The 25,705-nt window shown below is 75.5% G+C and carries 17 protein-coding genes and 1 riboswitch; of the genes, 13 read left to right on the top strand and 4 right to left on the bottom strand.

Features of this window, described 5'->3' with window-relative positions:
* The coding region (locus Q1K26_RS12265; protein ID WP_300010811.1) for an HNH endonuclease signature motif containing protein at positions 1 to 644 on the top strand (644 nt) is incomplete at its 5' end.
* Positions 645 to 878: 234 nt separating this feature from the next.
* Here Q1K26_RS12265 and Q1K26_RS12270 read toward each other — a convergent pair.
* Positions 879 to 1,907, bottom strand: coding sequence for a hypothetical protein (locus Q1K26_RS12270; protein ID WP_300010814.1), 1,029 nt, complete (start codon positions 1,905 to 1,907; stop codon positions 879 to 881).
* A gap of 131 nt (positions 1,908 to 2,038) precedes the next feature.
* Between Q1K26_RS12270 and Q1K26_RS12275 the strand changes: the two genes are divergently transcribed.
* From Q1K26_RS12275 to Q1K26_RS12295, 5 genes are all read left to right on the top strand, one after another.
* Positions 2,039 to 3,583: a TIGR02677 family protein gene (locus Q1K26_RS12275; RefSeq protein WP_300010817.1), complete on the top strand. Its 1,545-nt coding sequence runs from the start codon at positions 2,039 to 2,041 to the stop codon at positions 3,581 to 3,583.
* Positions 3,580 to 4,782, top strand: a complete 1,203-nt coding sequence (locus Q1K26_RS12280) for a TIGR02678 family protein (protein WP_300010820.1) — start codon at positions 3,580 to 3,582, stop codon at positions 4,780 to 4,782. Before Q1K26_RS12275 ends, Q1K26_RS12280 begins: the two co-directional genes overlap by 4 nt.
* Positions 4,779 to 8,969 (top strand): TIGR02680 family protein, encoded by a 4,191-nt coding sequence (locus tag Q1K26_RS12285; RefSeq protein WP_300010823.1) that lies wholly within the window; start codon positions 4,779 to 4,781, stop codon positions 8,967 to 8,969. Before Q1K26_RS12280 ends, Q1K26_RS12285 begins: the two co-directional genes overlap by 4 nt.
* Complete coding sequence (locus Q1K26_RS12290) at positions 8,959 to 10,167, top strand: TIGR02679 family protein (protein WP_300010826.1); 1,209 nt, start codon at positions 8,959 to 8,961, stop codon at positions 10,165 to 10,167. The genes Q1K26_RS12285 and Q1K26_RS12290 overlap by 11 nt, the downstream gene beginning before the upstream one ends.
* Positions 10,168 to 10,265: 98 nt before the next feature.
* Positions 10,266 to 11,363, top strand: coding sequence for a thermonuclease family protein (locus Q1K26_RS12295; RefSeq protein WP_300010829.1), 1,098 nt, complete (start codon positions 10,266 to 10,268; stop codon positions 11,361 to 11,363).
* An 18-nt stretch (positions 11,364 to 11,381) separates the two neighbouring features.
* Here Q1K26_RS12295 and Q1K26_RS12300 read toward each other — a convergent pair whose 3' ends face one another.
* A complete protein-coding gene (locus Q1K26_RS12300) occupies positions 11,382 to 13,688 on the bottom strand; it encodes a helicase-associated domain-containing protein (RefSeq protein ID WP_300010832.1) in 2,307 nt (768 codons plus the stop codon).
* 10 nt (positions 13,689 to 13,698) lie between these two features.
* Between Q1K26_RS12300 and Q1K26_RS12305 the strand changes: the two genes are divergently transcribed.
* On the top strand, positions 13,699 to 15,324 hold the full coding sequence (locus Q1K26_RS12305; protein WP_300011002.1) for an alpha-amylase family glycosyl hydrolase: 1,626 nt from the start codon (positions 13,699 to 13,701) through the stop codon (positions 15,322 to 15,324).
* Complete coding sequence (locus tag Q1K26_RS12310; RefSeq protein ID WP_300010835.1) at positions 15,321 to 16,274, top strand: ADP-ribosylglycohydrolase family protein; 954 nt, start codon at positions 15,321 to 15,323, stop codon at positions 16,272 to 16,274. The genes Q1K26_RS12305 and Q1K26_RS12310 overlap by 4 nt, the downstream gene beginning before the upstream one ends.
* A gap of 35 nt (positions 16,275 to 16,309) precedes the next feature.
* On the opposite strand, the gene Q1K26_RS12315 is transcribed toward Q1K26_RS12310, so the two are convergent.
* Positions 16,310 to 16,888, bottom strand: coding sequence for a TerD family protein (locus tag Q1K26_RS12315; RefSeq protein ID WP_300010838.1), 579 nt, complete (start codon positions 16,886 to 16,888; stop codon positions 16,310 to 16,312).
* 309 nt (positions 16,889 to 17,197) lie between these two features.
* Here Q1K26_RS12315 and Q1K26_RS12320 point away from each other — a divergent pair, with 309 nt between their 5' ends.
* From Q1K26_RS12320 to Q1K26_RS12340, 5 genes are all read left to right on the top strand, one after another.
* The gene (locus Q1K26_RS12320) at positions 17,198 to 18,673 is read left to right on the top strand and encodes an APC family permease (protein ID WP_300010841.1); all 1,476 of its coding nucleotides are present in this window, start codon (positions 17,198 to 17,200) and stop codon (positions 18,671 to 18,673) included.
* 262 nt (positions 18,674 to 18,935) lie between these two features.
* Complete coding sequence (locus Q1K26_RS12325; protein WP_300010844.1) at positions 18,936 to 20,597, top strand: BCCT family transporter; 1,662 nt, start codon at positions 18,936 to 18,938, stop codon at positions 20,595 to 20,597.
* Positions 20,598 to 20,692: 95 nt separating this feature from the next.
* Positions 20,693 to 20,820, top strand: a riboswitch (cobalamin riboswitch).
* A 36-nt stretch (positions 20,821 to 20,856) separates the two neighbouring features.
* Positions 20,857 to 21,990 (top strand): ABC transporter substrate-binding protein, encoded by a 1,134-nt coding sequence (locus Q1K26_RS12330; protein WP_300010847.1) that lies wholly within the window; start codon positions 20,857 to 20,859, stop codon positions 21,988 to 21,990.
* Between the two features lie 296 nt (positions 21,991 to 22,286).
* The gene (locus Q1K26_RS12335) at positions 22,287 to 23,282 is read left to right on the top strand and encodes an iron ABC transporter permease (protein ID WP_300010849.1); all 996 of its coding nucleotides are present in this window, start codon (positions 22,287 to 22,289) and stop codon (positions 23,280 to 23,282) included.
* Positions 23,279 to 24,043 (top strand): ABC transporter ATP-binding protein, encoded by a 765-nt coding sequence (locus tag Q1K26_RS12340; protein ID WP_300010852.1) that lies wholly within the window; start codon positions 23,279 to 23,281, stop codon positions 24,041 to 24,043. Before Q1K26_RS12335 ends, Q1K26_RS12340 begins: the two co-directional genes overlap by 4 nt.
* A gap of 1 nt (position 24,044) precedes the next feature.
* Here Q1K26_RS12340 and Q1K26_RS12345 read toward each other — a convergent pair whose 3' ends face one another.
* Positions 24,045 to 25,613, bottom strand: coding sequence for an alpha/beta hydrolase (locus tag Q1K26_RS12345; RefSeq protein WP_300010855.1), 1,569 nt, complete (start codon positions 25,611 to 25,613; stop codon positions 24,045 to 24,047).
* Positions 25,614 to 25,705: the final 92 nt, after the last annotated feature.

Here is a 25,705-nt window from a genome sequence, read left to right on the forward strand (position 1 = left end):
ACGACGCCGCGATGTTCGACGCCATCGCCACCCTGATCGACGCAGGCGCCAGGCCGCGCACCGCCGACGACGACCGCACCCCCGCCACCCGCCAGGCCGAAGCCCTCGCCGACGCCTGCGGGTTCGTGCTCGACCACGGCAGCGCCGAGCACCTGCCCTCCGGCGGCGGCCGCCGCCCCCACCTCAACATCATCGTCACCCTCGACGACCTGCAGCGCCGCGCCCGCGCCGCCGTCCTCGATTTCGGCGGCACCCTCTCGCCCGAGGCACTGCGGATGCTGTGTTGCGACGCCGCGGTCATCCCCGTCGTCATGGGCAGTGCCGGGCAGCCCCTCGACATCGGCCGCCGCACCCGCGTCATCCCCGAGGGCGTACGCCGCGCCGTGACCGTCCGCGACCGCGGCTGCGCCCGCTGCGGCCGCCCCCCGAGCTGGACCGAGATCCACCACATCGTTCCGTGGGAACACGGCGGCCCCACCCGCGTCGACAACTGCGTGATGATCTGCCGGGCGTGTCACCGCCTGGTCCACCACGCCGGCTGGGACGTCGCGCTCGTCGGCGGGCGCCCCGAGTTCTACCCGCCGCCGTGGATCGACCCGAGGCGCCGGCCCCGCATGCCAGCGGCACCGCCGATGGTCGCGTAGCCACCCGCGTCGTGCATCGGTCCTCCCGGATCGCGGTCGGCGCGCAGGGGACTGCGCCGGACCAGGTAGAGCGACCGCATCAGCCCGCGCACCGTGCGGTTCCAGACGTACCCGCGCGGGAACTCCGGCAGCAGCATCGTCCTCCGTCGACCTGGACCAGGATCGCCATGTCTTCCCCGACATGCTCGTGCTCCCCGATCGTCGGGCCGTCCGGTTCGGACGTCATGAGAGCCCTCAGGAGGCCAGTGTCGTGGGCTCCGTCCGCAGCAACCGGTCGCCCGCCCGCTCCGCCGCGCGCCGCACCTCCTCGTCGAACACCTGCAGGCACGCCGCCGCGCGGTCCGGCCCGTCGCGATCGTCGAGGCCCTGATGGCGCATGTGCACCATGCCGCAGGCCTGCACGGCCCGCACGAGGCGCTCCAGCAGGCACGGGGCCGGCCGGGCGGGGTCGAGGAGCGTGAACTGCGGGTCGTCGGTGGGATCGTCCCTGCGTCCCAGGATCATGCCGCGCGCGGTGAGCGCCGCCGCCTGAACGAGGCACCGGGCGGCGGGCAGCGGTGGGTTCCCCTCGTCGAGCAGATCGACGATCACGGCCGCGGTCTCGACGTCGATCCCCCCGATGTCGGGATCGCTCAGCAGCAGGTCCCGGACGGTGCCCGCACCGGTACGGACCTGCGTGACCTCGACGGCCGCCGCGAGCCAGTGCGCCGCCGCGACCGCGGCCGCGATCGGCTCCACCTCGGTGAACAGCCGCTCGCTGCCCATCGGCACCTCGTGCAGGAGCCGATCGGCCGCGACCACCTGGACCGGGGAGGCGTCGAGCCGGGTCAGTGCGACGGCCTGCCGGGCGCGGCCGGACAGATCCCCGCACCGCGCGCGCTCGACGGCGTCGAGATCGGCGGTCACGTCCTCGACGACGGCCCTGCTCACCCCGGCGCTGCCAACCGCGACGAGCTCGCGCCCGACGTCGTGCGCACCGTCGAGCAACGGGTCGCCCTCCCGGTAGAGCAGCCCCGCGCGAGGCAGGTGCGGCCTGCGCAGCGCGCGCAGGGCCGGCGCGGGCCGGATCTCGACCGCGGCGGGATCGGTGTAGGCCAGCCACGCCGTGTCCGACAGCGCGGTGAGCGCCTTGGCCAGGTGCAGGCCACTCCGCTCGGTCGTACGGGTGTTCAGTCGGGCGACGGTGCGGGCGGTCGCGCCCGCGCCGGTCGGCCAGGTGGCCAGCAGGTGGGAGGTGGTCGGGTCGAAGGCGTAGGTCGTCATGGCGGGAGGATGGCGGGTGCGGGTGGACTCGCGGGGCCGAACGCGAGAACTCGCCGGGCGTCGCGGCAGGGCCTGCCCGGAACTGTCGGTGCCGCCCCCTACTCTCGCCCCCACCGACCGAGGAGGCCCGGATGCCCACGCACAGCGCGTTCACCTACCTCACCGTGGGCAAGTCCGAGCTCTACCGGCAGGTGATGCTCGCGTTCGTCGCCGCCAAGCGCCGCTTCACCGTGCACCTGCGCCCCGAGGACGTGCGCGACGCGCTGGGCCCGGGGGTCGACGTCGATGCCGTGGCCGCGGCGCTGGTGGCGCTGGAGGGCTGGGGCAACGTGGCGTCGGACCCCGACACCAGCCGCGTCACCACCGTGGAGGACTTCCACCGCGCCCGCTACCTCTACCAGCTCACCCGCGAGGGAGAGGCGGCCGAGGAGGCGCTGGCCGTCTACGACGAGGCGCTGGGCCGACGCGGGGCGCTGCAGGCCGTCGCGCTCACCGACATCGCCACCCAGCTCCGCGTCCTGCACGAGCTGGCGCTGTCCGCCGAACCCGATCCGGCGAAGGTGCACCTGTCCCTGCGGGCCCTGGTCGACCGGTTCACCGACCTGGCCGCCAACGCGCAGGCGTTCATGGGATCGCTGCAACGCTCGATCGACCTGCACGACGCCGACGCCGAGGCGTTCCGCGCCTACAAGGAGCGGCTGATCGACTACCTGCAGCGGTTCATCACCGACCTGGTCGCCACCGGCTCGGAGATCGCGGCGCTGGTGGCGCGGATCGAGGAGCTCGGGGTCGATCCGCTGCTCGACGCGGCGGCATGGCGGGAGGCCGCCGACGCCGCTCCCGGTGCCGTGGGCGACGGCGACGATCCGCGCGCGGTGGAGTTCGCCCGGCGCGCGGCGCTGTGGCGGGAGCGGTGGGCGGGGTTCCGCGCCTGGTTCGTCAGCGCCCCGCAGCACCCGAGCCAGGCCAAGCTGCTGCGCTCGCAGGCGCGCGCGGCGATCCCGCAGCTGCTGCACGTCGTGGCCGCGCTCAACGACCGGCGCACCGGGCGCTCCGACCGCTCGGCCGATTTCCGCACGCTCGCCCTGTGGTTCGCCCAGGCCCCCGACGAGGCGTCGATGCACCGGCTGTGGCGCAGCGCGTTCGGCCTGTCCCCATCGCGGCACCTCACGATCGACGCCGACACGCTCGCCGCCCGCGCCGACGACCCGGTGCCCGCGAGCACGCCGTGGGCCGACGCGCCGCCGCTGGAGATCAGCCCGCGGCTGCGCAGGACCGGGAGCTACGAGCGGCGGGGCAAGCCGTCGCGGGTCGCCGACCGGTCCGCGCAGCGGCGCCACCTCGCCGAGGTGGCCGCGCAGGAGGCCGCGGAACTGGCGGCGGCGCGGGCGGCGCTGGCCACCGAGCACCCGGTGCGGCTGTCCGACGTCGGCACGCTCGACGTCGACGCGTTCCGGCTGTTCCTCGGCCTGCTCGGCGACGCCCTCACCGCACTCACGCCGGGCCGCCACGAGGTCACCACGAGCACCTCGGACGGCACGATGGCCGTGCGGCTCACCGTCCTCCCCGGCGCCGCGCCGGTACGGATCCACACGCCCGACGGCGAGTTCCGCGGGCCCGACCATCTCGTGCACATCGTCGACCTCACGGCGCCGGCGCGGGAGCTGACGGCATGACCTCCGCACTGTCGGACGCGCTGGGGCAGACGCGGCGCAGCGAGCTCACCCGGGCGGCGCGGGCCCTGCTGCGCCGCCCGGTGCTGCGGGCACACGGGCCCGACGCCGAGCACGTCGTGCTGGTGCGGCGGCACGCGGGCGCGCTGCGGGAGTGGTTCGACCGCAACACCGGCTGGCGCCTCGTCGTCGACAGCGAGGTGGCGCGGCTGGTCAAGACCGTGCCCGACACCGCCGACCCCACCCATCCCGCCCGCGATCCGCGCAGCCGGGCGCCATTCACCCGGCGCCGCTACGTGCTCACCTGCCTCGCCCTGGCGGTGCTGGAACGGGCCGACGCCCAGGTCACGCTGGGTCGGCTCGCCGAGCAGATCGTGCTCGGGGCCGCCGATCCCGAGTTGGGGATGGCGTTCACCCTGGAACGCCGCGAGGAGCGCACCGACCTGGTGTCGGTGGTGCGGCTGCTGCTCGACCTCGGGGTGCTGGCCCGGGTCGCGGGTGACGAGGACGCCTTCGTGCGCCAGGACGGCGACGCCCTCTACGACGTGGAGCGCCGGGTGCTCGCGGCGCTGCTCGCCACGCCCCGCGGGCCGTCCACCGTCGCCGGGGCGGGTTTCGAGGAGCGCCTCTCGGGCATCACCGAGGAGCTGCCCGCCACCACCGACGACCTGCGCAACCAGCGGATCCGCCACCGGCTCACCCGCCGCCTGCTCGACGAGCCGGTGCTCTACCACGCCGATCTCGACGACGCCGAGCTCGCGTACCTCACGAGCCAGCGCCACGCGATCACCAGCCGGATCACCGAGCTGACCGGGCTGGTGGCGGAGGTGCGGGCCGAGGGCGTCGCGATGGTCGACCCGCTCGACGACCTCACCGACGTCCGCATGCCCGAGAGCGGCACCGAGGGCCACGCCACGCTGCTGCTCGCCGAGCACCTCGCCGCGGCGGCGCAACCCCTCCCGCTCGCCGCGCTGCACGACCACCTGCGCAGCCAGGCGGCCGAGCACGCGTCGTACTGGCGCAAGGACGCCACGGCGCCCGGGGCGGAGGTGGAGCTCACCGAGCTGGCGCTGCGCCGGTTGCAGGCGCTGCGGCTCGTCCACCGCGAGGGCGACGTCGTGCGCCCGCTGCCCGCGCTGGCCCGCTACGCCGTCGGCGCCCCCACGATCCAGGAGCCCAGGAGACGGGAGCCGGACCGATGACGCTCCCCCAGCCCGCCCGTGCCCGCTGGCAGCCGCTGCGCGCCGGGCTCGTCGACCTCTTCTACTACGACGTCGAGGAGTTCTGGTTCCACGACGGGCGGCTGCTGCTGCGCGGCAACAACGGCACCGGGAAGTCGAAGGTGCTGGCGCTGCTGCTGCCGTTCCTGCTCGACGGCGACCTGTCCTCGCACCGGGTCGAGCCCGACGCCGACCACAAGAAGCGCATGGAGTGGAACCTGCTGCTCGGCGGCGAGCACCCGCATCCCGAACGGCTCGGCTACACGTGGTGCGAGTTCGGGCGGCTCACCGAGGACGGCACGGCGCAGTTCCGCACGATCGGGTGCGGGCTCAAGGCGGTCGCCGGGCGGGGCATCGCGCGGCACTGGTTCTTCGTCACCGACCAGCGCGTCGGGGCCGACCTGCAGCTGGTCGACGCCACGCGCACCGCGCTGACCCGCGAACGGCTCACCGACGCACTCGCCGGGCACGGCGTCGTGCACGACCGCGCCCGCGACTACCGCCGGGCCGTCGACGAGGCGCTGTTCGGCCTCGGCGAGCAGCGCTACGGCGCGCTGGTCGACCTGCTCGTGCAGCTGCGCCAACCGCAGCTGTCCAAGCGACCGAGCGAGAGGGCGCTCTCCGACGCGCTCACCGAGGCACTGCCGCCGCTGGACCAGGCCGTCGTCGCCGACGTCGCCGAGGCGTTCCGCAGCCTGGAGGAGGATCGCGACGAGCTGGCCGCCATGACCGAGGCGCACGACAGCGCGCGGGCGTTCCTCGGGCACTACCGGCGCTACGCCTCGGTGGCCGCGCGGCGCCGCGCCGCGCTGCCCCGGCACGCCGAGCAGCGCTACCGGTCCGCTCGGGAGGCGCTCGCCGCCGCGCAGGAGGCGCACCGCGTCGCGGAGGAGGCCGCGGAGGAGGCCGCCGACCGGCTCGCGACGCTGGAGGCCGACGCCGAGCGGCTCCGGGTCCGGGACCGCACCCTGCGCCAGAGCCCCGAGATGCGTAGCGCCGAGCAGCTCGAACGCGCCGCCGACGAGGCCCGCAGGCGCCGCCGCGACGCCGACGACGCGGCCCGGCGACGCACCGACGCCGCCGCCGACCTCGACCGGCGCCGCGCCCGCCACGACGACGCCGGGCGCCGCACCACCGCGCTCGCCGCCGAGCTGGCCGCGGCGCGCGAGTCGGCCACCGATGCCGCCCGGACCGCACTGGTCGCCGATCCGCACGCCACCGAGATCGACGCACGGCTGACCGGGACCGACGCCCCGCCCGACGGGTTCGGGTCCCCGCCCGACGGGATCGGCTCCCGGCCCGACGGGATCGACGCCCCGGCCGACCGCCGGCTGGAGCGGCTGCGCCGCGCGGCGACGGAGATCACCGAACGCCAGGAGCGCGCGATCCGCCACGTCGACACGTTGCTCACGGCGGAGTCCGCCGCGGCCCGGGCCCTCGCCGACGCCCGCGCCACCGTCGACCGGCTGGCCGGCACCGCGGCCGAGCTCGCCGAGCGTCGGGCGGCCGCCGCCGAGGCCGTCGAGGAGCGGGCGACCGAGCTCGTCGCGGCCACCCGGGATCACCTCGACGCCGCGGTCGAGCTGGCCGTACCCGAGCCCGACGCCGTGGCCGCGGCGCTGGAACTGTGGGCCGGCACCCTCGACGGGCCCAACCCGGCCCGCGTCACCGCCGACACGGCAGGGCGCGACGCCACCACCGCGCTGGCCACCGCCGGCGCTGCCCTGGAGCAGCGGTCGGACGCGGCGGCGGCCCACGCGGCCGAACTGGCCGCGGAGATCACCCGGCTGGAGGCGGGCGAGCACGGCGCACCGCCGGCCCCGCACACCCGCGCTCCCGACGCCCGCACCGGCCGGTCCGGGGCCCCGCTGTGGCAGCTCGTCGACTTCGCCGAGGAGGTCGACGACGTCACGTCCGGCGGCACGGCCCGGGCCGGGTTGGAGGCCGCGCTGGAGGCCTCCGGCGTGCTCGACGCCTGGCTCACACCCGACGGTGCGCTCACGGCACCGGGCGGCGACGTCCTGATCGCACCGGAGTCCGGCTCGGTGCCCGGCACTGCGGTGGCCACGGTCCTGCGACCCGCGATCGACCCCGCCGACCCCCGGGCCGCCGCCGTGCCGGAGGAGGCGGTGGAGTCGGTGCTCGCCGCCATCGGGCTGGGGGCCGGTCCGGCATCCACCTGGGTCGGCACCGACGGCCGGTTCCGGATCGGGGTCCTCACCGGGGCGTGGAGCAAGCCCGCGGCGCAGTACATCGGGCGCGGCGCCCGGGAGGCCGCCCGGCGGGCCCGGCTGGTCGTGGTGCGGGCCGAGGCCGACGACGTGGCCGCGGAGCAGGCCGCCATCGCCACCGAGCGGAAGCTCCTCGCCGACCGCCGCGACACCCTCGCCCGCGAGCTCGCCGGGCTGCCCGACGACACACCGCTGCGGGAAGCACACGCCGCGACCGTCGCCCTGAGCGGCGAGCACGCCCGGCTGGAGCGCGAACGCCGGGAGGCGGACGCCCACGTGGACCTCGCCACCGACCGGGCCACCACGGCCACCGAGGAGCTGCACACCGGCGCCACCGACGTCGGGCTGCCCACCGACCGGCCCGCCCTCGACGCCGTCCGCGACGCGCTGGCGGGCTACCGCGTCACGCTCGCCGGGCTGTGGCCCGCCGCGCGCGGCCTCGCCGACGCCCGGAACGCCGAACGCGACACCGCCGCCGAGCTCGCCGCCGCCCGGGACGCGCACGCCGCGGCCGAGGACCACGCCGCCGAGGCCGACCGCGACGCACGCGCGGCGGCCGAGGCGCACGGGACGCTGCGCGACACCGTCGGGGCGGCCGTGGAGGAGCTGCAGCGGCTGCTGGCCGAGGTCACCGAGCTGTCGCTGGCCAACTCGCGCGACCACAGGGACGCCACCGGCGCCCGCGAGCGGGCGGTCGCCGCGAGCGGCCGGGCCGACGGGCTGCGCCAGGGTGCCACCGCCGATCTGGCGACGGCCACCGACGAGCGCACCGCGGCCGCCGACTCCCTGCGCCGCTTCGCCGGCACCGGCCTGCTCACCGTCGCCCTGCCCGAGCTGGCCGTGCCGGACACCTGGGCACCCGATCCGACGGTGCGCCTGGCCCGGCAGATCGACCAGGAGCTGGAGTCGGTCGGCGCCGACGACCCCGCGTGGGACCGCGTGCAGCGCCGCGTCACCGACGAGCTCAAGACGCTCTCCGACACCCTCGCCCGCCAGGGCAGCACCGCCTCGGCGCAGCTGCTCGAGGACGGCATCGTCGTCGAGGTCGTGTTCCGCGGGCGGCCGGCCACGGTCCCGGAGCTCACGGCCGCGCTGGACACCGAGGTCACCGACCGCAGCCGCCTGCTCGACGAGCGCGAGCGGGAGATCCTGGAGAACCACCTGGTCAACGAGGTGGCGAGCACGCTGCAGGAGCTGATCGCGCAGGCCGAGCAGCAGGTCGGGGTGATGAACGCCGAACTGGACGGTCGGCCCACCAGCACCGGGATGCGGCTGCGGCTGGAGTGGCGCCCCCGCGAGGACGGCCCGGCCGGGCTCGTCGAGGCCCGCCGCCGGCTGCTGCGCCAGACCTCGGACGCGTGGTCCGAGGACGACCGGGCCGCCGTCGGCGGGTTCCTGCAGGCCCGCATCGCCGAGGTCCGCGCCCGCGACGAGACCGGCACCTGGTTGGAGCACCTCGACACGGCCCTGGACTACCGCGGCTGGCACCGGTTCGTCATCGAGCGCCACCAGAACGGGCAGTGGCGCCCGGCCACCGGCCCGGCGTCGGGTGGCGAGCGAGTGCTGGCCGCGAGCGTGCCGCTGTTCGCGGCGGCGTCGGCGCACTACGCCTCGGCGGGCAACCCGCACGCCCCGCGGCTGGTCACCCTCGACGAGGCGTTCGCCGGCGTCGACGACCACGCCCGCGCCAAGTACCTCGGCCTGCTCGCCGCGTTCGACCTCGACGTCGTGATGACCAGCGAGCGGGAGTGGGGCTGCTACCCGGAGGTCCCCGGCCTCGCGATCGCGCAGCTGGCCCGCACCGACGGGATCGCGGCCGTGCTCGTCACCAACTGGCGGTGGGACGGGCGGCAGCGCCGCCCGGTGCCACGCCCGGTCGGCGCCGCGGCGGCGCCGGAGCCGGTCGCGGCCACCGGCAGCCTGTTCGATGAGCTCTGACGGGCACGACCGGCTGCGCAGGCTGCTCGGATCCCCGGACCTGGCGTGGCTGCTCGACCGGATGCGCAGGCGGCTGGAGCGCGGCGAGCCCGTCACCGGCACGGTCACGCTGACCGACGCCACCCCCGGACAGCGGGCCGCGGTGGCCCGGCTGCTCGGCCGTCGACCGCGGGCGGGCACCGCGCTGAGCGTGCGGCTCGACGACGTCGCCGACACGGTGGCGCGCTCGGGAGCACACCCCGGCGGGCTGGCGGCGGCGGTGGTCGCGCTCACCGGTCCGGTCACCCCGCGCGCGACGCTGCTCGCCGAGCGCGAGACGGCGTGGGCGGTCGCCTTCGCCCGCCTCGACCCGGCGCTCGACCGCCACCCGGCGCTGCAGCCCTGGATCGACTCGCTGCGCGCCACCGGCACCGTGCGGCGCCTGACCGCCGACCCCGACCGGGCCACGGCGCTGCTCGCCGACGTCGCCGCCGTGCTCACCGCGCTGCCCGCCGAGCCCGAACCGGTGGGCCGCTTCGCCGAGCGCGTGCTGGGTTCGGCACACGCCCTCGACGAGGGGCGCCCCGTCACCGGCCTGGTCTTCGCCGCCGCCCGCGTGCTGGGCGGGGTCGGCGACGGCGACGGCGCCGGGTGGCGCCGCGAGGTGTGGGCGGCGGTCGGCCTGCTGCGCGACGAGCTGTCCAGCACGGTGCTGGCGCTGGGCCTGCCCGGTGACGCCCACGATCCCGAACCGGTGGTGCTCACCCTGCGCAGGCTGTCCCGCCGCCCGCCGCGCCTCGACCTCGCCGGACGGACGCTGTCGGTGTGCGAGAACCCCGTGGTGGTGGCCGAGGCCGCCGACCGGCTCGGCCCGGCCGCCGCGCCGCTGGTCTGCGTCAGCGGGCAGCCGGGAGCGGCGGCGATCACGCTGCTGCGCCTGGCCGTCGACGCCGGGGCCACCCTGCGCTTCCACGGCGACTTCGACTGGGGCGGCGTGCGCATCGGCAACGTGCTGTGCGCCCGCCTGCCGGTCGGCCCGTGGCGGTTCGACGCGGCGTCCTACCGGGCCGCGCTCGAGCGCGGCCCCGGCGGCCCGCTGCGGGGCACCCCCGCCGAGGCGTCCTGGGACCCGCTGCTCGCCGACGCCATGCGCCGCGCCGGGTCCGCGGTGGAGGAGGAGCGGGTGCTCGACGACCTGGTCGGCGACCTCGCGCGGTGACGCTCCCGGGTACACGGTCACGGGGTCTCGCGTGGGGCCGATCGGGAATCCCGTCCCCCCTTCGTGCGAGCGGCTAACGGACCCCCACCACCGTCCCGATGAACCGTGCAGGGCGCCCGACCGGGCACCGGACGGAGGTCGGCGTGATCGGGATCGGGCTGTTCGCGAAGATCGTCGGGGGGATCGTCGCCGCCGGAGCGGTGGGGACGGCGGTCGTCGTCGGTGTGAGCGCCGGCGGGTCCGCAGGCGACGCGGTCGTCACCCGCGTCGTCGACGGCGACACCGTCGACGTCCGCGTCGGCGGGCGCGACGAGCGCGTCCGCCTGCTCAACATCGACACCCCGGAGTCGGTGGACCCGGACCGGCCGGTGCAGTGCCTCGGGCCGGAGGCGACGGCGTTCCTGGAGGCGCTGCTGCCGGCCGGCACCCCGGTGACGCTGGAGTACGACGACGTGCGCACCGACCGCTACGGCCGCACCCTGGCCGGCGTGTTCACCGCCGACGGGACGCTCGTCAACACCGAGATCGCCCGGGCCGGGCTGGCCGCGGTGGTCGTGTTCGACGACAACGTCCGCTTCCTGCCTCCGGTGGAGCGGGCCCGGGCGCAGGCGCAGCAGGCGCAGGCCGGGCTGTACTCGCCCGGCACGGCGTGCACGGTGCCGGCACTGGTCGCTCAGCTCGACGAGACGGTGGCCGCCCATCCGGTGCGCACCCCGCCGGACGGGGCGCCGGCGGCGGAGTTCGAGGCCGCGGCGGCGGCGCCGGACGTCGTCGTGGCCGCCGCGGCGGCCCTCGCCGACCTGCTGACCGGCCAGGCCGACCAGCCACCGGTCGCCGCGATCCCGGAGGCCGAGCGGGCCGTACTCGTCGACGCGGTGCAGGAGATCGGCCGCACTGCGCGGACCCAGGGCACCGACCTGCGGTCGAGCGCCGACGAGATCGTGCGGGCCGAGGCCGCCCGGCGGGCCGAGCAGGAGCGGCTGGCCGAGCAGGAGCGTGTCGCCGAGCAGGAGCGGGTGGCCGAGCGGGAGCGGGCACGCCGGACCGAGCAGGAGCGGGCCGAACGGGAGCGGGAGACCGCGCCCGCACCGGAACGCCGCGCCGATCCCGCACCGTCCGGCGACCCGTACCCGGGCTACACCGGGCCGCGGTGCTACGAGCCGGGCGGGCGCGTCTGGCACCCCTGCCCGTCCTGAGCGCCGCCCGTCACCCGCTCACCCGACCGGGGCGACGAACTCGATCCCGCCGAGCCGGAACTCGCGCTCGTCGTCGCGCAGGTGACACCACGCGGACAGCCAGCGGTCGTAGACGTGGTGCGGGCGGATGTCGCGGGTGGAGTGGTTGCCGGCGGCGTTGCGGTAGCGGATGCGCACGTCGCGGCCGTGGTCCACGGCGTCGGCCAGCAGGGCGAGCTCGCCGTCGTCGAGGTGGGTGGCGACGCGGGCGAGCTCGTGGTGGGTGGCCGACAGCGCCTGTTCCGGCGGGTCGCCGGAGAGCAGGCGCGCGGCGAGGTCGGCGGGCGCGATCCGGCGGCGCGGTGCACGAGGTGCCGGCTCGGGGGCGGGGCCGGCCGCCCGCGGCGCCAGCACCACCGCGCCGTCGGCGTCCTCGGGCATCGGGGAGAACCCGGCGGCACGCAGCTTCGCGACCACGTCGTCGGGCTCGTTCGGGCTGGTCAGCACGGTGGGGGCGAGCTGGGCCAGGCGCAGCGGGCGCAACGCCCGGGTGTGCCGGAGTTCGGCGATCTCGGACTCCGACCCGGTGACGCAGCACCGCACGCCGCGGACCCGCACGGAGCCGTGCCGGCGGGCGACGTCGGAGATCAGGTAGTCCAGCGGCTGCGGCAGCTCCTGCCCGGTGACGGCGGCGAGGTCGGTGCGCAGCTCGTCGGCGCTCCACCCGGCGTCCATCGCCGACCGCACCGACGCCGGGGTGAACCGCCAGATCGCGGCGGCGCCCCGGCTCTCGGCGACGGCACAGGCGGCGAGCAGCCGGGCGGCGGCCGCGGTGGGCTGCCCGGACACCACGGCGGTGAGATCGGACTGCAGCACCAGCAGCCCGCGCGACTCCGGCAGCAGCCCGGCGGCCCGGCGGGCGAGCTCGGCGGCGTCGGTCCCGGCGGTCGCGACGAGCAGCTCACCGAGCGCGGTCAGCCGGTCCCCCGTGACGACGCCGAGCGCGGTGGCCTCGCGCACCGCCGCCACCGCCTCGCGGCCGGCGTACCGGACGTCGACGTGCAGCGGGCAGAACCAGCCCAGGTGCTCCGCCGCCGAGCGCAGCGAGCCGCCACCGGCCGCGGCCCGCAGCAGGGACCGGCGCAGGATCCCGGCGCCGGAGTGCATCGGCAGCGGCGGAGCGACCTCGCCGTCGTCGATCTCGCGGCTGGTCGGGGCCAGATCCAGGGCGTGCCAGGCCTGTACGACGCCCGCCCAGCGCGCCACCGGCTCCTCGTCGCGCCACCGGTCGTAGGCCGCGGTCGGTGCGTAGCCGCCGGGGCCCGCGGCGAGCAGGCCCGCGGCGTGCGCGACGTCGATCCACAGCGCCGGCTCCTCGACCTTCAGCGACTTCGCCAGCCGGGCCCGCTCGCGCGCTCCGACACCGCCCTTCTTCAGCGCGGCGATCGGGCGGGTGCGGGCGTCGTCGAGCAGGGTGACCAGCGCGAGCAGCGCCGCCTCCGCGCCGGCCCGCCCGTCGTCGACCGGCCCGGTCGCCGCATCGACGGCCGGGCGGCCGGTCACCGCGCCGTCGACGAGGAGCATCGCGGCGATCTCGCGGGGCAGCTCCGGCAGGTGACCCACGGCCACCAGCAACCCGGCGTCCACGAGCTCGACGGCCGTCGGGCCCACCCGTCCGGGCAGGGAGAAGCCGCGCGCGTCGAGCAGCAGCCGCAGGTGCCGGTCCGCGGCCGGGGAGAGCCGCTCGGTCGCCGCGACCACGACCGCCGGATCGGTGACGAGCCGCTCCAGCTCCTGCACCAGCGCCGGTTTCGTCCCGCCTGCGGGACCGCCGCCCAGGGCCGCGACGGCGTCGCGCACCTGCTCCACCCGCGCCTGCCCGGCGATCCTGCGGACCGACCGGAAGTCCCCCAGCTCACCCGCGAAGTGCGCCGCGAGCCGCAGCGGCAGCTCGACCCGGCCGCCCTCGCGCCAGGCCAGGCCACGGGCGCACAGCCGATCCACGGCCTCGCCGGCCAGCTCCTCGGAGGCCTGGACCCACCGGGCGAGCGCGGCCCGGTCGGGCGGCTCCAGCAGCGCGACGGCGCGCGCCACGACCGTCTCGTCCCGGTCCATCGACGGCAGCGCGCGGCTCAGCGAGTCGGCCCCGCCCAGGCGCAGCGCCAGCTGGTCCAGGGAGCGGGGCACCGGCTCGACGAGCACGTCGCGGCGCTGCTCCAGCAGGGCGGCGAGCGCCGCGACGTCGAGGCGGGCGAGGTGGTCGGCGAACGTCACGGCACCGATCCCACCATCCCGGTCGCCGGGCCGGGAGGCCACCCGGATTCCGTCGGGGACATCGGGCAGCATGGGTGCCGTGATGTCGCAGCCGAGCTCCGTACCCGACCACGCCGACGCCCCCGAGTGGTGGCGCTCGGCGGTGATCTACCAGGTCTACCCGCGCTCGTTCGCCGACTCCGACGGCGACGGCATCGGCGATCTCCCCGGCATCACCGCCCGGCTGCAGCACCTGGCCGACCTCGGCGTCGACGCGCTGTGGCTGTCCCCCTTCTACGTGTCCCCGATGGCCGACGCCGGATACGACGTGGCCGACTACCGCGACGTCGACCCGATCTTCGGCACGCTCGCCGACGCCGAGAAGATGATCGCCGAGGCGAAGGAGCTCGGCCTGCGGGTGATCGTCGACCTGGTGCCCAACCACACCTCCGACGCCCACGCCTGGTTCCGGGCCGCGCTGGCCGCGGGCCCGGGCAGCCCCGAGCGGGCGCGGTACCTGTTCCGCGACGGGGTCGGCGACGGGCCTCCCAACGGGTGGCGCAGCGTGTTCGGCGGGCCGGCGTGGACCCGGGTGCCCGACGGCCAGTGGTACCTGCACCTGTTCGACTCCGGCCAGCCCGACCTGGACTGGAGCAACCCGGAGGTCCGGGAGGAGTTCCACGACATCCTGCGCACCTGGCTCGACCGGGGCGTCGACGGCTTCCGCGTGGACGTCGCCAACGCGCTGGTCAAGGCCGACGGCCTGCCGGAGTGGGAGCACGAGCACGGCACGGTCGACGCCGAGCACGCCCCGATGTGGGACCAGGACGGCGTGCACGAGATCTACCGCGGGTGGCGGGCGGTCCTCGACACCTACGACGGCGATCGGATGCTGGTCGCGGAGGCCTGGGTCGAGCCGATCGAACGGCTCGCCCGCTACGTCCGCCCCGACGAGATGCACCAGGCGTTCAACTTCGACTTCCTGAAGGCCGCGTGGCGGTCCGCCGACCTGCGCCGGGTCGTCACCACCTCGCTGGCCGCGAACGACGCCGTCGGCGCCCCGACCACCTGGGTGCTGTCCAACCACGACGTCGTGCGGCACGCCACCCGGCTCGCCCTGCCGGCCGGCGAGAACCCCAACGGCATCCGCGCCACCGACCCCCAGCCCGACGCGGCGCTCGGCCTGCGCCGGGCACGCGCCGCCAGCGCGCTGATGCTGGCGCTGCCCGGTTCGGCCTACGTCTACCAGGGCGAGGAGCTGGGACTTCCTGAGCACACCACGCTGCCCGACGAGCTGCGCCAGGACCCGACGTGGTTCCGCACCGGCGGCGTGGTGGCCGGCCGCGACGGTTGCCGCGTCCCGATCCCGTGGAACGCCGCCGCCCCGGCCCACGGCTTCAGCCCCACGGGTGCGACCTGGCTCCCGCAGCCGGACCATTTCGCCCACCACGCCGTCGACGTCCAGTCCGGCGACCCCCATTCCACCCTGGAGCTCTACCGGGCCGCGCTGGCGCTGCGCCGTGACCTGCGGCTGGGCGAGGGCGCCGTCGACTGGGTCGACGGCGAGGCCGACGCGCTGGCCTTCCGCAACGGGCCGCTGCTCGTCGTCACCAACTTCGGGGTCGACCCGATCGCCCTGCCCGACGGCGCCGAGGTGCTGCTGGCCAGCGGTGAGCTCGGCGGAGCCCGGCAGGTGCCCACCGACGTCACGGTCTGGGTGCGGGGGTGAGCGCGCGCGGGTGCCTGCTGGCCGGGGCGGTCGGCGACGCGCTCGGCGCGCCGGTCGAGTTCGAGTCCCTGGCGCAGATCCGGCGGGCCCACGGTGACGCGGGCGTCACGGACCTGCTCCCCTCGGCCTACGGGCGCGCCGGGCTGATCACCGACGACACCCAGATGACGCTGTTCACCGCGGAGGCCCTGCTGGACGGCGGGGAGCTCCCCGCCGCGCTGACGGCCGCCTACCTGCGCTGGCTCGACACCCAGGAGCTCGCCGGCCCGGCCGCCGGCGCCACCGGCCTCGCCGCGCAGGGATGGCTGTACGCGCAGCGGGCGCCGGGCAACGCGTGCCTGTCCGGGCTGCGGTCGCAGCGGCGGCAGCCGGGCGCGCCCGTCAACGTCGACTCGAAGGGGTGCGGCACCGTCATGCGCTCGGCGCCGTTCGGCCTCACGCCGCGCCTGGCCGGTCCCGACGTGATCGCCGACGCCGCGATCGCCGGGTCGGCGCTCACCCACGGCCACCCGACCGCCGGGATCTCCGCGGCGGGGCTGGCCGTGCTGGTGCACCACCTCTCCGCCGGCCTCGACCTGCCCGGCGCGCTGGCGGCCACCCTCCCCCTCCTGGCCGCACGACCGGGGCACGAGGAGACCGTCGACGCCCTGCGCCGGGCCGTCGACGCCGCCGCGGCGCGCGCGGAACTCGGCTCGCTCGGCGAGGGCTGGGTCGCCGAGGAGGCGCTGGCCATGAGCGTCTTCTGCGCGCTGCGCCATCCCGACGACCTGCGCGCGGCGCTGCTGCTCGCGGTCAACCACGACGGCGACACCGACTCGACGGGCGCCATCACCGGCAACCTGCTCGGTGCCCGGCACGGGGAGGCCGCGGTGCCACCCGAGTGGGCCGCGCAGGTGGAGGGCCGGGCGATGATCCTGGACCTGGCCGACCGCCTGGCCGCCGGCCGCTGACCGTGACCGTCCCCGCGTCGTCGTCGACGCGGGGATCAGCCGACGTTGACGCCGAAGTCCCTCGCGATGCCGGCCAGCCCCGACGCGTAGCCCTGCCCGACCGCCCGGAACTTCCACTCGCCCTGGTGGCGGTACAGCTCCCCGAACACCATCGCGGTCTCGGTGGACGCGTCCTCGGTGAGGTCGAAGCGGGTGATCTCGCGCTGGTCTGCCTCGTTGACCACGCGGATGAACGCGTTGGTGACCTGGCCGAAGTTCTGGCGACGGTTGTCGGCGTCGTAGATGCTCACCGGGAAGACGATCTTCTCGACCTCGGGGGCCATCGCCGCGAGGTTCACCTTGAGCGCCTCGTCGTCGCCCTCGCCCTCGCCGGTGAGGTTGTCGCCGGTGTGCTCGACCGTGCCGTCCGGGCTGGTCAGGTTGTTGAAGAAGACGAAGTGCGCGTCGGAGAGCACCTTGCCGTTCTCGCCGAGCAGGATCGCCGACGCGTCGAGGTCGTGGTCGGCACCGGTGGTGGTCCGCACGTCCCACCCCAGGCCGACGATGACGCTGGTCAACCCGGGGGCCTCCTTCGACAGGCTGACGTTGCCGCCCTTGGCCAGGCTCACTGCCACGTGTCGCTCCTGTTAGTCGTTCGTCGAATGCGCTCGTCGTCGGTCCGGCGGCGATCACCCTAGTGCGGTCCGGAGCGGCGTGCACGACACTCGCGCCCGTGACGCGTCCGCTCGCTCGGCTCGCGGCCGGCGGGTTCCGCCGGGCCGCCGATCTGCTGCGGCGCGAGAAGGGTGGGGCCCGCCCGGCACGGCGGACCGGCGGGCCGACACCCCGCGGGTCGGGGGCTCCGGATGGTCACCGGGTCGGGTCGCGGGGACGCCCGCGGACCCGGCGTCCGACGCGTCCGCCGAACGTGACGAGGGAGCGCGATGGGTACTGATCCCGATGCCGCCGAGGCACAGCTGAAGCCGGATGCGATCTCCTTCGTCGACGCGCTGGTGATCGGGCTCGCCTCCACCTCGCCCGCCTACACCCTCGCCGCGATCATCGGACCGGTCGTGGCCCTCGTGGGGGTCAACGCACCGGGCGTGCTGCTGGCCTCGTTCGTGCCGATGCTGTTCATCGCGTCGGCGTTCCACCACCTCAACCGGGTCGACCAGGACTGCGGCACCACGTTCTCCTGGGTCACCCGCGCGATGGGACCGTGGTCCGGCTGGATCGGCGGCTGGGCGATCGCCATGACCGGGGTGCTGGTCATCGGCTCGCTGGCCGACATCGCCGTCCGATTCGGCCTGCTCACGCTCGGCCTCGACGATCTCGCCGCCACCAACGCGCTGGTGATCCCGCTCACCGCCGTCGTCATCGTGGCCGTGACGGCCCTGTGCGTCCTGGGCACGGAGATCTCCGCCCGCTTCCAGAACGTGCTGATCCTCGCCCAGGTGCTGTCGTTGCTGGTGTTCGCGATCGTGGCGATCGCACGCGGGGTCGCGGGCGACAGCCCGCTCGACCCCGTCACCCCGTCGGTCTCCTGGCTCAACCCCTTCGCGGAGGGCGGCGCGGCGCTCACCGCCGGCCTCCTGCTCGGGGTGTTCGCGTTCTGGGGCTGGGAGTCGGCGGTGAACCTCACCGAGGAGACCCGTGACTCCGCGTCCGCCCCGGGCCGGGCCGGCATCGCCTCCACCGTCGTGCTGCTGATGACCTACCTGGCCGTGGCGTACGCGGTGATCACCTTCGCGGGTCCGGCATTCCTCGCCGACAACGACGAGGAGGGCGAGCTGATCTTCGCGCTGCTCGGCGAGCAGGTGCTCGGCGGCTGGGACTGGCTGCTGCTGCTGTCGGTCGCCACCTCCGCGCTCGCGTCCACCCAGACCACGATCATCCCCGCGTCACGGACCGGCCTGTCGATGGCACGCCGGGCCGCGCTGCCCCACCGGCTCGCACACATCCACCCCCGCTACCGCACTCCCGACGTCTCCACCTGGACCGTCGCCGCCATCGCGATCGCCTGGTACGTCCTGATCAGCCTGATCAGCGAGAACGCCCTGTTCGACTCGCTCACAGCGCTGTCGCTGCTGATCGCGTTCTACTACTCGCTCACCGGCATCGCCTGCGCCGTCTACTACCGCAAGCAGCTGCTGCGCAGCGTGTCCAACCTGATCCTGATCGGCCTCGGTCCACTCGTCGGCGCGGCGCTGCTGATCTACCTGCTGGTCCTGTCGGTCACCGACCTCAACGATCCCGGGGCCAGCTCGTCGGGCGTGTCGTGGTTCGGCTTCGGCCCGCCGCTGGTGATCGGCGTGGGCATCTTCCTGATCGGCATCGTGTTCATGATCGCGTGGCGCCTGCGCGACGTGCGGTTCTGGCGGGAACGACCCGGCATCGCCCCGGACACCGAGCAGGTCTGAGGTACCCGCGCCCAGCATGCTGACCCCGCCGGCGGTTCTCACGCTCCTCGCCGGGCTGCTCGTCGTGGTGCTCATCGCCGGTACCGCGCCGCTGCCCGACGCCCGGCCGCCCCCCTGATGCATCGATGAAGATCCGGCTCCCGGTGGACATACCCGGCCGGATCACCGATCCTTGCCAGGCCGACGCCACGCCGTGCCAAGCCGCCAACGACGCCAACACCTGTCCGCCCCGCGGCGGCGTCGCGGAATGGAGAGCGCAGCCATGGAGGATCTGGCTCGGAGGCTCGGGTTGCGAACCAACCCGCACATCTTCTTCTGGTCGGCCGGCTTGATGGTCGCCTTCCTCGTCCTGCTGCTGGCGTTCCCGGGGCCCATCGGGTCGGCCTTCGGCGCAGGTCGCGAGTGGATCGTCACCAACCTGGGCTGGTTCTTCATCCTCGGCGTCACCACCTGGCTGGTGTTCCTCGCCTGGGTCGCGCTGAGCAAGTACGGCCGCCTGCGCCTGGGCCACGAGGGCGACAAACCGGCGTACTCGAACCTGTCGTGGTTCGCGATGCTCTTCGCGGGCGGCATCGGCACGGTGCTGATGTTCTGGGGGGTGGCCGAGCCGATCTCGCACTTCTCCAACCCGCCCTACGCCGGGGTGGAGCCCTACAGCGTGCAGGCGTCGCAGGACGCGATGACGATCTCGCTCTACCACCTGAGCCTGCACACCTGGGCGATCTTCACGCTGCCCGGACTGGCCTTCGGGTACTACATCTACCGCTACGACCTGCCGATGCGGGTCTCCTCGGTGTTCTACCCCTTCCTCAAGGAGAAGATCCACGGACCGATCGGCAAGACGATCGACGTCTTCGCCGTGCTCGGCACCCTGTTCGGGCTGGCCGTCTCCCTGGGCCTGGGCACCTCGCAGATCAACGCCGGGCTGACCGCGCTGACCGGTGTCCCCGACGCCGTGTGGCCCAAGGTGCTCATCATCACCGCCCTGACCCTGGTCGCCACCGCCTCCATCGTGGCCGGGCTGGACAAGGGCGTGCGCCGGCTGTCGAACGTCAACATCCTGATCGCCGTCGGACTGATGATCTTCGTGCTGATCGCCGGTGACACGATCTTCCTGCTGCGCCAGATGATCGAGAGTGCAGGCCTCTACGCGCAGGAGATCGTCCCGCTGTCGTTCTGGAACGACTCCATGGCACAGTTCACCGACGAGGGCGGCTGGGGCTGGCAGGGCGGCTGGACCGTCTTCTACTGGGCGTGGACGGTCACCTGGGCGCCGTTCATGGGCGTGTTCCTCGCCCGGATCTCGCGCGGGCGCACCATCCGCCAGTTCGTCGGCGGCGTGCTCGTCGCCCCGTCGCTGTTCACGCTGGTCTGGTTCGTCACCTTCGGCTGGTCGGCGATGGAGATCGACGGGATCGGCGGGTCGGGCGGGCCCATCTCGGCGGCGGTCGCCGACAGCGTGCCGCTGGCGATGTTCGCCTTCTTCGACAACTTCCCGGCCGCCACGCTGATCTCGGGCATCGCGATCGTCGTGGTCGCCCTGTTCTTCGCCACCTCGTCGGACTCGGCGTCGCTGGTCGTCGACATGCTGTGCTCGGGCACCGGCGAGGCCGGGCCCGTCCGCCAGCGCGTGTTCTGGGGTCTGTCGGAGGGGGCGCTGGCCGCGTCGCTGATCATCATCGGCGGCTCGGCGGGGCTCGAGGCACTCCAGCAGGTCATCACGGTGATCGGCCTGCCGATCTTCCTGCTGGTCTTCGCGATGATGTTCGCGATGATCGCCGGCCTGCGGCAGGAGGTGTTCCCGCCCGCGCCGGTGCCCGATTCGCCTGCCACCAACGGGGCGGCCCCGACGAACCGGGACGGCCCGGCCGAGACCCCCGAATCCGACGACACGCACAAGACGACGCCGGTACCCCGTACCTAGGCGCAACTCCACGTCGGACCCATAGCACTTCGGAGCCATAGCGCTGTTCTGCGACCACTGGAACAGCGTTGTGGCTCCGAAGTGCGTTCGGGTGCGACTCTCGTGACAGGATGAGCCCGTCCAGGTGACGGCGGACGAGGAAGCCGGTGCGAGTCCGGCGCGGTACCGCCACTGTCAGCCCTTCGGGGCGAGCCAGAGACTCACGCCGTCACCCACCTCCAGTTCGGGGCGGATCTCCCCGAGAGAGGCCGGTGGCGCCGTGCGTGCCCTCCCCGTTCTGCTCGTCCTGCTCGCGGTCGCCGGGTGTGCCGCGGCGCCGCCCACGCCTGCCACGGACTGCGCGCCCGCCTCGGGCGGCCGGTCCACCGTCGAGCACGCCGAGAACTTCTCGCTGCAATACGAGGACGGCTACCAGGTGCTCACGGTGCACGAGCCGTCGCCGGGCGCGCCCGCGGAGTCCTACGTGCTGGTGAGCTGCGGGGCCACGCCGGAGGTGCCGCCGGAGCTCGCGGCCGCGCAGCGGATCACCGTGCCCGTGGACAGCCTGTACTCCGGCTCCACCACGCACCTGCCCCTGCTCGTCGACCTCGACCGCGTCGACGTGCTCACCGGCGTCGCGACGGCGGGTTTCGTCAGCTCGCCGCAGGTGCGGGAGGCGATCGAGGCGGGCGCCGTGGCCGAGTACGCGCCCACCGAGCAGGTCGACGTGGAGCGCGTCGTCACCGGGCGCCCCGACGTCCTGATGACCGGTGGCTTCGACGACCCTGCGTACGCGACGCTGCGCGGGGCCGGCGTCCCGGTCGTCGCCAACGCGGAGTACCTGGAGCCCACGCCGCTCGGCCGCGCGGAGTGGATCAAGGTGATGGCCGCGCTGACCGGGGACGAGCTGCGCGCGACCGCGGTGTTCGACCAGGTCGAGGCCTCGTACACCGGTACCGAGGCGCGGGCGGCGGGGGCGGCACCGGTGCCCGTCGTCGCCGGGTCGCTGTTCGAGGGCGTGTGGAGCGTGCCGGCGGGCGGGAGCTACATGGGGCGGCTGCTCGCCGACGCGGGCGGCGCCAACCCGTGGGCGGCAGATCCCTCCGCGAGCAGCCTCACCCTGGACTTCGAGACGGTGTTCGCGAAGGCCGGGCAGGCCCCGGTGTGGCTGGCCACCCAGGACTGGGCGAGCCGCGCCGACGCCCTGGCCGCCGACCCGCGCTACGGCGAGCTGGCCGCGATGCGGGAGGGTCGGACGTTCACCGCGAACAAGGCGATCGGGCCCGGTGGCGGCAACGACTTCTACGAACGCGGAGTCACCCGCCCCGACCTGGTGCTCGCCGACCTGGTCGCGATCCTGCACCCCGAGCTGGCACCCGGCCACGAGTCCACGTTCTACACCGAGCTCCGATGACGCCCACCCCCGCGAGTCGGGGCGTGAGTGCGCGCGAGTCGGGGCCTGAGTGCGACCACCCACCCGCGAGTCGGGGCGTGAATGCGCGCGAGTCGGGGCCTGAGTGCGCGATCCCCACCCCGGCGGCTCGCACGGATCCGGCGACACGCGCGCACCCAGAGCCCGACTCGCGCACACCGAGAGCCCGACTCGCGCGCACGGAGGGCCCGACTCGCGGGGCCGGAGACCCCGACTCGCGGGGGCGGGGGCGGGGGCGGGGGCGGGGGCGGGGGGCCTTCGCCGTGGGGGTGCTCGGTGTGGCCGGCGTGGTCGCGCTCGTGCTGGCCGTCGCCGTCGGGCCCGTCGTCGTGTCGCCGCTGGACACCGTCGCCGTGCTGCTGGGGCTCACCCCGGCCGATCCCGCCGCCCCGGTGCTGATCGGGGCGGTCCGGGTGCCGCGGGCGCTCACCGCGGCGCTGGCCGGGGCCGCGCTCGGCGTCGCCGGGCTGCAGCTGCAGACGCTGTTCCGCAACCCGCTGGCCGAGCCGTACGTGCTCGGCGTCAGCGCGGGGGCGAGCCTGGGTGTCGCGCTGGCCGTGGCGGGCGCGGCGGGCGGCTCGGCGGGCACGTTCACCGCGGGGGTGGTCGGGGCCGGGCGCGCAGGGACGGTGGTCGCCGCGGCCGTGGGTGCCGGGCTCGTGCTGGGCGTGGTGCTGCTGCTGTCGCGGTGGGTGCGCTCCGGGGTCGTGCTGCTGATCGTCGGGGTGATGCTCGGGTCGCTGGCGACGGCCGGGGTCAGCCTGCTGCTCACCGTGATCGACCCGCAGCGCGCGCAGCAGTTCATCGCGTGGGGACTGGGCAGCTTCTCCGGGACGACCGGCGCCGACCTGGCCGTCCTCGCGCCGGTCGTCGCGATCGGGCTGCTCGTCGCGCTGGCCGGCTCGAAGGCGCTCAACGCGCTGCTGCTCGGCGAGGACCACGCCCGCAGCGTCGGCGTGCGGATCGGGCGGGTCCGGCTGCTGGTCCTGGTGTCCTCGGCGGTGCTGGCCGGGGCGGTCACGGCCTTCTGCGGGCCGGTGGCGTTCCTCGGCATGGCCGTGCCGCACCTCGCCCGCCTGGCGGCGGGCACCTCCGACCACCGGGTCCTGCTGCCCGCCGCCCTGCTGACCGGATCGACGGTCGCCCTGGTCTGCGCGCTGGCCGCGCACCTGCCGTGGCTGCCCGGGCCGATCCCGGTCAACGTGATCACGTCGGTGGTCGGTGCGCCGGCCGTCATCGCCGTACTGATCCGCAGCCGGCTGGTGAACCCGTGACGCTCGCGCTCCGCGGCCTGACGGTGGGGCACCGCCGCGCGCCCGCGGTGCTCAGCGGCGTCGACCTCGACGCCGCGCCCGGCGAGCTGACCGTGCTGCTCGGACCGAACGGGGCGGGCAAGTCGACGCTGCTGCGCACGGTCGCCTGCCTGCTCCCCGCGGCCGCCGGGTCGGCCCGGCTGGGTGCCACCGACCTCGCCGCGCTCGCCCCCGCACAGCGGGCCCGCCGGGTCGCCGTGGTGCTCACCGAACGGGTCGACCCCGGCCTGCTGACGGCGCGCGAGCTCGCCGCGCTGGGCCGCCACCCGCACACCGGCGCGCACGGCACGCTGCGCGCCACCGACCACGCCGCCGTCGACGACGCGCTCGCGGCCGTGCGCGCCGAGCACCTGGCCGGCCGCCGCGTCGCCCACCTCTCCGACGGCGAACGCCAGCGGGTGCTGATCGCCCGCGCCCTGGCCCAGGCACCGGACCTGCTGCTGCTCGACGAACCGACCGCGTTCCTCGACGCCCCGTCGCGGGTCGCGGTCACCGGCCTGCTGCGCCGGCTGGCGCGGGAGCGGGGCATCGTCGTCGTCGCCTCCACCCACGACGTGGAGCTCGCCCTGCGCGTCGCGGACCGGGTGTGGCTGCTGGACCGGGACGGCGGGGTGGGCACCGGGACGCCCGCGGAGCTCGTCGCCGCCGGGGCCCTGGGCCGGGCCTTCGACAGCGACGAGCTCCGGTTCGACGCGGACGCCGGCACGTTCGTCATGCGGTGAGCTACCCACCGAGCCCCTCGGGGTTGGTGGTGGCGGCCGGCTCCTGCGCGCAGACCGTGCCCGGCGAGGGCACCTCGCCGTCGATCAGGTAGCGGTCCACCGCACCGTCGACGCACGGGCCACTGGTGCGGTAGGAGCCGTGCCCGACCCCCTCGCGGGTGAGCAGCACCCCGCCCTCCAGCGACTCCGCCATCGCCTGCGCCCACGGGTAGGGGGTCTGCGAGTCCTCCCGGCCCCCGACGACGAGGATCGGCGGGGCACCCGCGGCGGTCAGCGGGCCGGTGAACCGGTCGGGGTTGGACGCCGGCCACTCGGTGCAGGACAGCAGGATCATCCCGGAGAGGTCGCCGAACCGCGGGTTCGCGGCGGCGATCTCGGCGGCGTTGCGCTCGTGCTCGTCGACGTCGGCGGGCACCGCCCGATCCAGGCAGTTGACCGCCATGTTCGCCTCGAGGAAGCCCGCGGGCGTGCCGTCCGGCTCGCGGGACAGCAGCTGCGAGAGCGCGAGCAGCACCGACCCGTCGCCGTTCTGCGCGGACAGCAGGCCCGCGGTCAGCGCGGGCCACAGCGTGCGGGCGAACATCGCGGTCCGGGCGGCCAGCAGGGCGGTCGCGCCGTCGACCCGGCCTCCGGCAACGCCCGGGGCGGACGGCACGTCCAGCGGGGCCGCCTCCAGCTGCGCGACGAGCGCGTCGAACGCCGCCTGCGGGTCGCCGTCCCCGAACGGGCAGGCCGCACCCTCGTCGCGGCAGGTGGCGAACCACAGGTCGAGCATCCGTTCCCCGCCCGCGGCCTGCTCGGCGGTGGCGGCGAGCGGGTCCTGCTGCCACCGGACCGGGTGGACCGGCGCGTCGAGCACCATGTGCCGGACCCGGTCCGGGAACAGCGTGGCGTAGGTGGCCCCCAGCAGCGTGCCGTAGGACGTCCCGAGGTAGCTGATCTGCTCCTCGCCCAGTCCGGTGCGGACCAGGTCCATGTCGCGGGCGACGTCGTCGGTGGCCATGTTCGCCAGCAGCGCCGGGTCGACGCCCTCCGCGCAGCCCTCGGCCAGCTCCCGCGCCTCGGCGTCGAGCACCTCGCGCGGCAGCCCGCCGGTCAGGGTCGGGTCGAGGTCGGCCGCCAGGTCCTCCTCGCGCTGCGCGTCGGACAGGCAGCGGATCCCGTCGCTCTCCCCCACCCCGCGCGGGTCCATGCCGACGATGTCGTAGCGGGCCAGCAGCTCGGGCGACCAGCTGCCCGGGTCCGTCGGCGTGCCGATCATGCGGACGCCCTCGGTGGCCGACCCGCCCGGCCCGCCCGGGTTCACCAGCAGGCTGCCGATCCGCTGCGCAGGCTCGGTGGCGCGGTGGCGCACCAGGCCGAGCTCGACCGTCGGCCCGCCGGGGTCGGCGTGGTCGACGGGTACGTCGTACGTGGCGCAGTCGAGGTTCGTGCCGCACTCCTGCCAGTCGACGGCGGCGACCACGGGTGGGGCGGGCTCCCCGGCCGCCCCACCCGTCGCGCATCCGGCCAGCACGGCGACGGCCAGCGCGGCCGCCGATGCCCTGATCGTTCTCCGACGTGATCGCATGCACCGATCGTCGGCGGCGGCCGGAGCGCCCGGCAGTCGTCGCCGTCACCGGGGCCCGTGACGCCCCGCGCGGGCCCCGATGACAGCTGTCA

The organism is Pseudonocardia sp. (assembly GCF_029263155.1).
GTDB lineage: Bacteria > Actinomycetota > Actinomycetes > Mycobacteriales > Pseudonocardiaceae > Pseudonocardia.

Excerpts from the sequence above, each read along its gene's own strand:
- Q1K26_RS12305 (WP_300011002.1), top strand. The coding sequence starts at position 13,699 with ATGTCGCAGCCGAGCTCCGTACCCGACCACGCCGACGCCCCCGAGTGG.
- Q1K26_RS12325 (WP_300010844.1), top strand. The coding sequence starts at position 18,936 with ATGGAGGATCTGGCTCGGAGGCTCGGGTTGCGAACCAACCCGCACATC.
- Q1K26_RS12295 (WP_300010829.1), top strand. The coding sequence starts at position 10,266 with ATGAACCGTGCAGGGCGCCCGACCGGGCACCGGACGGAGGTCGGCGTG.
- Q1K26_RS12285 (WP_300010823.1), top strand. The coding sequence starts at position 4,779 with ATGACGCTCCCCCAGCCCGCCCGTGCCCGCTGGCAGCCGCTGCGCGCC.
- Q1K26_RS12280 (WP_300010820.1), top strand. The coding sequence starts at position 3,580 with ATGACCTCCGCACTGTCGGACGCGCTGGGGCAGACGCGGCGCAGCGAG.
- Q1K26_RS12300 (WP_300010832.1), bottom strand. The coding sequence starts at position 13,688 with ATGCTGCCCGATGTCCCCGACGGAATCCGGGTGGCCTCCCGGCCCGGC.
- Q1K26_RS12290 (WP_300010826.1), top strand. The coding sequence starts at position 8,959 with ATGAGCTCTGACGGGCACGACCGGCTGCGCAGGCTGCTCGGATCCCCG.
- Q1K26_RS12275 (WP_300010817.1), top strand. The coding sequence starts at position 2,039 with ATGCCCACGCACAGCGCGTTCACCTACCTCACCGTGGGCAAGTCCGAG.
- Q1K26_RS12270 (WP_300010814.1), bottom strand. The coding sequence starts at position 1,907 with ATGACGACCTACGCCTTCGACCCGACCACCTCCCACCTGCTGGCCACC.
- Q1K26_RS12320 (WP_300010841.1), top strand. The coding sequence starts at position 17,198 with ATGGGTACTGATCCCGATGCCGCCGAGGCACAGCTGAAGCCGGATGCG.
- Q1K26_RS12345 (WP_300010855.1), bottom strand. The coding sequence starts at position 25,613 with ATGCGATCACGTCGGAGAACGATCAGGGCATCGGCGGCCGCGCTGGCC.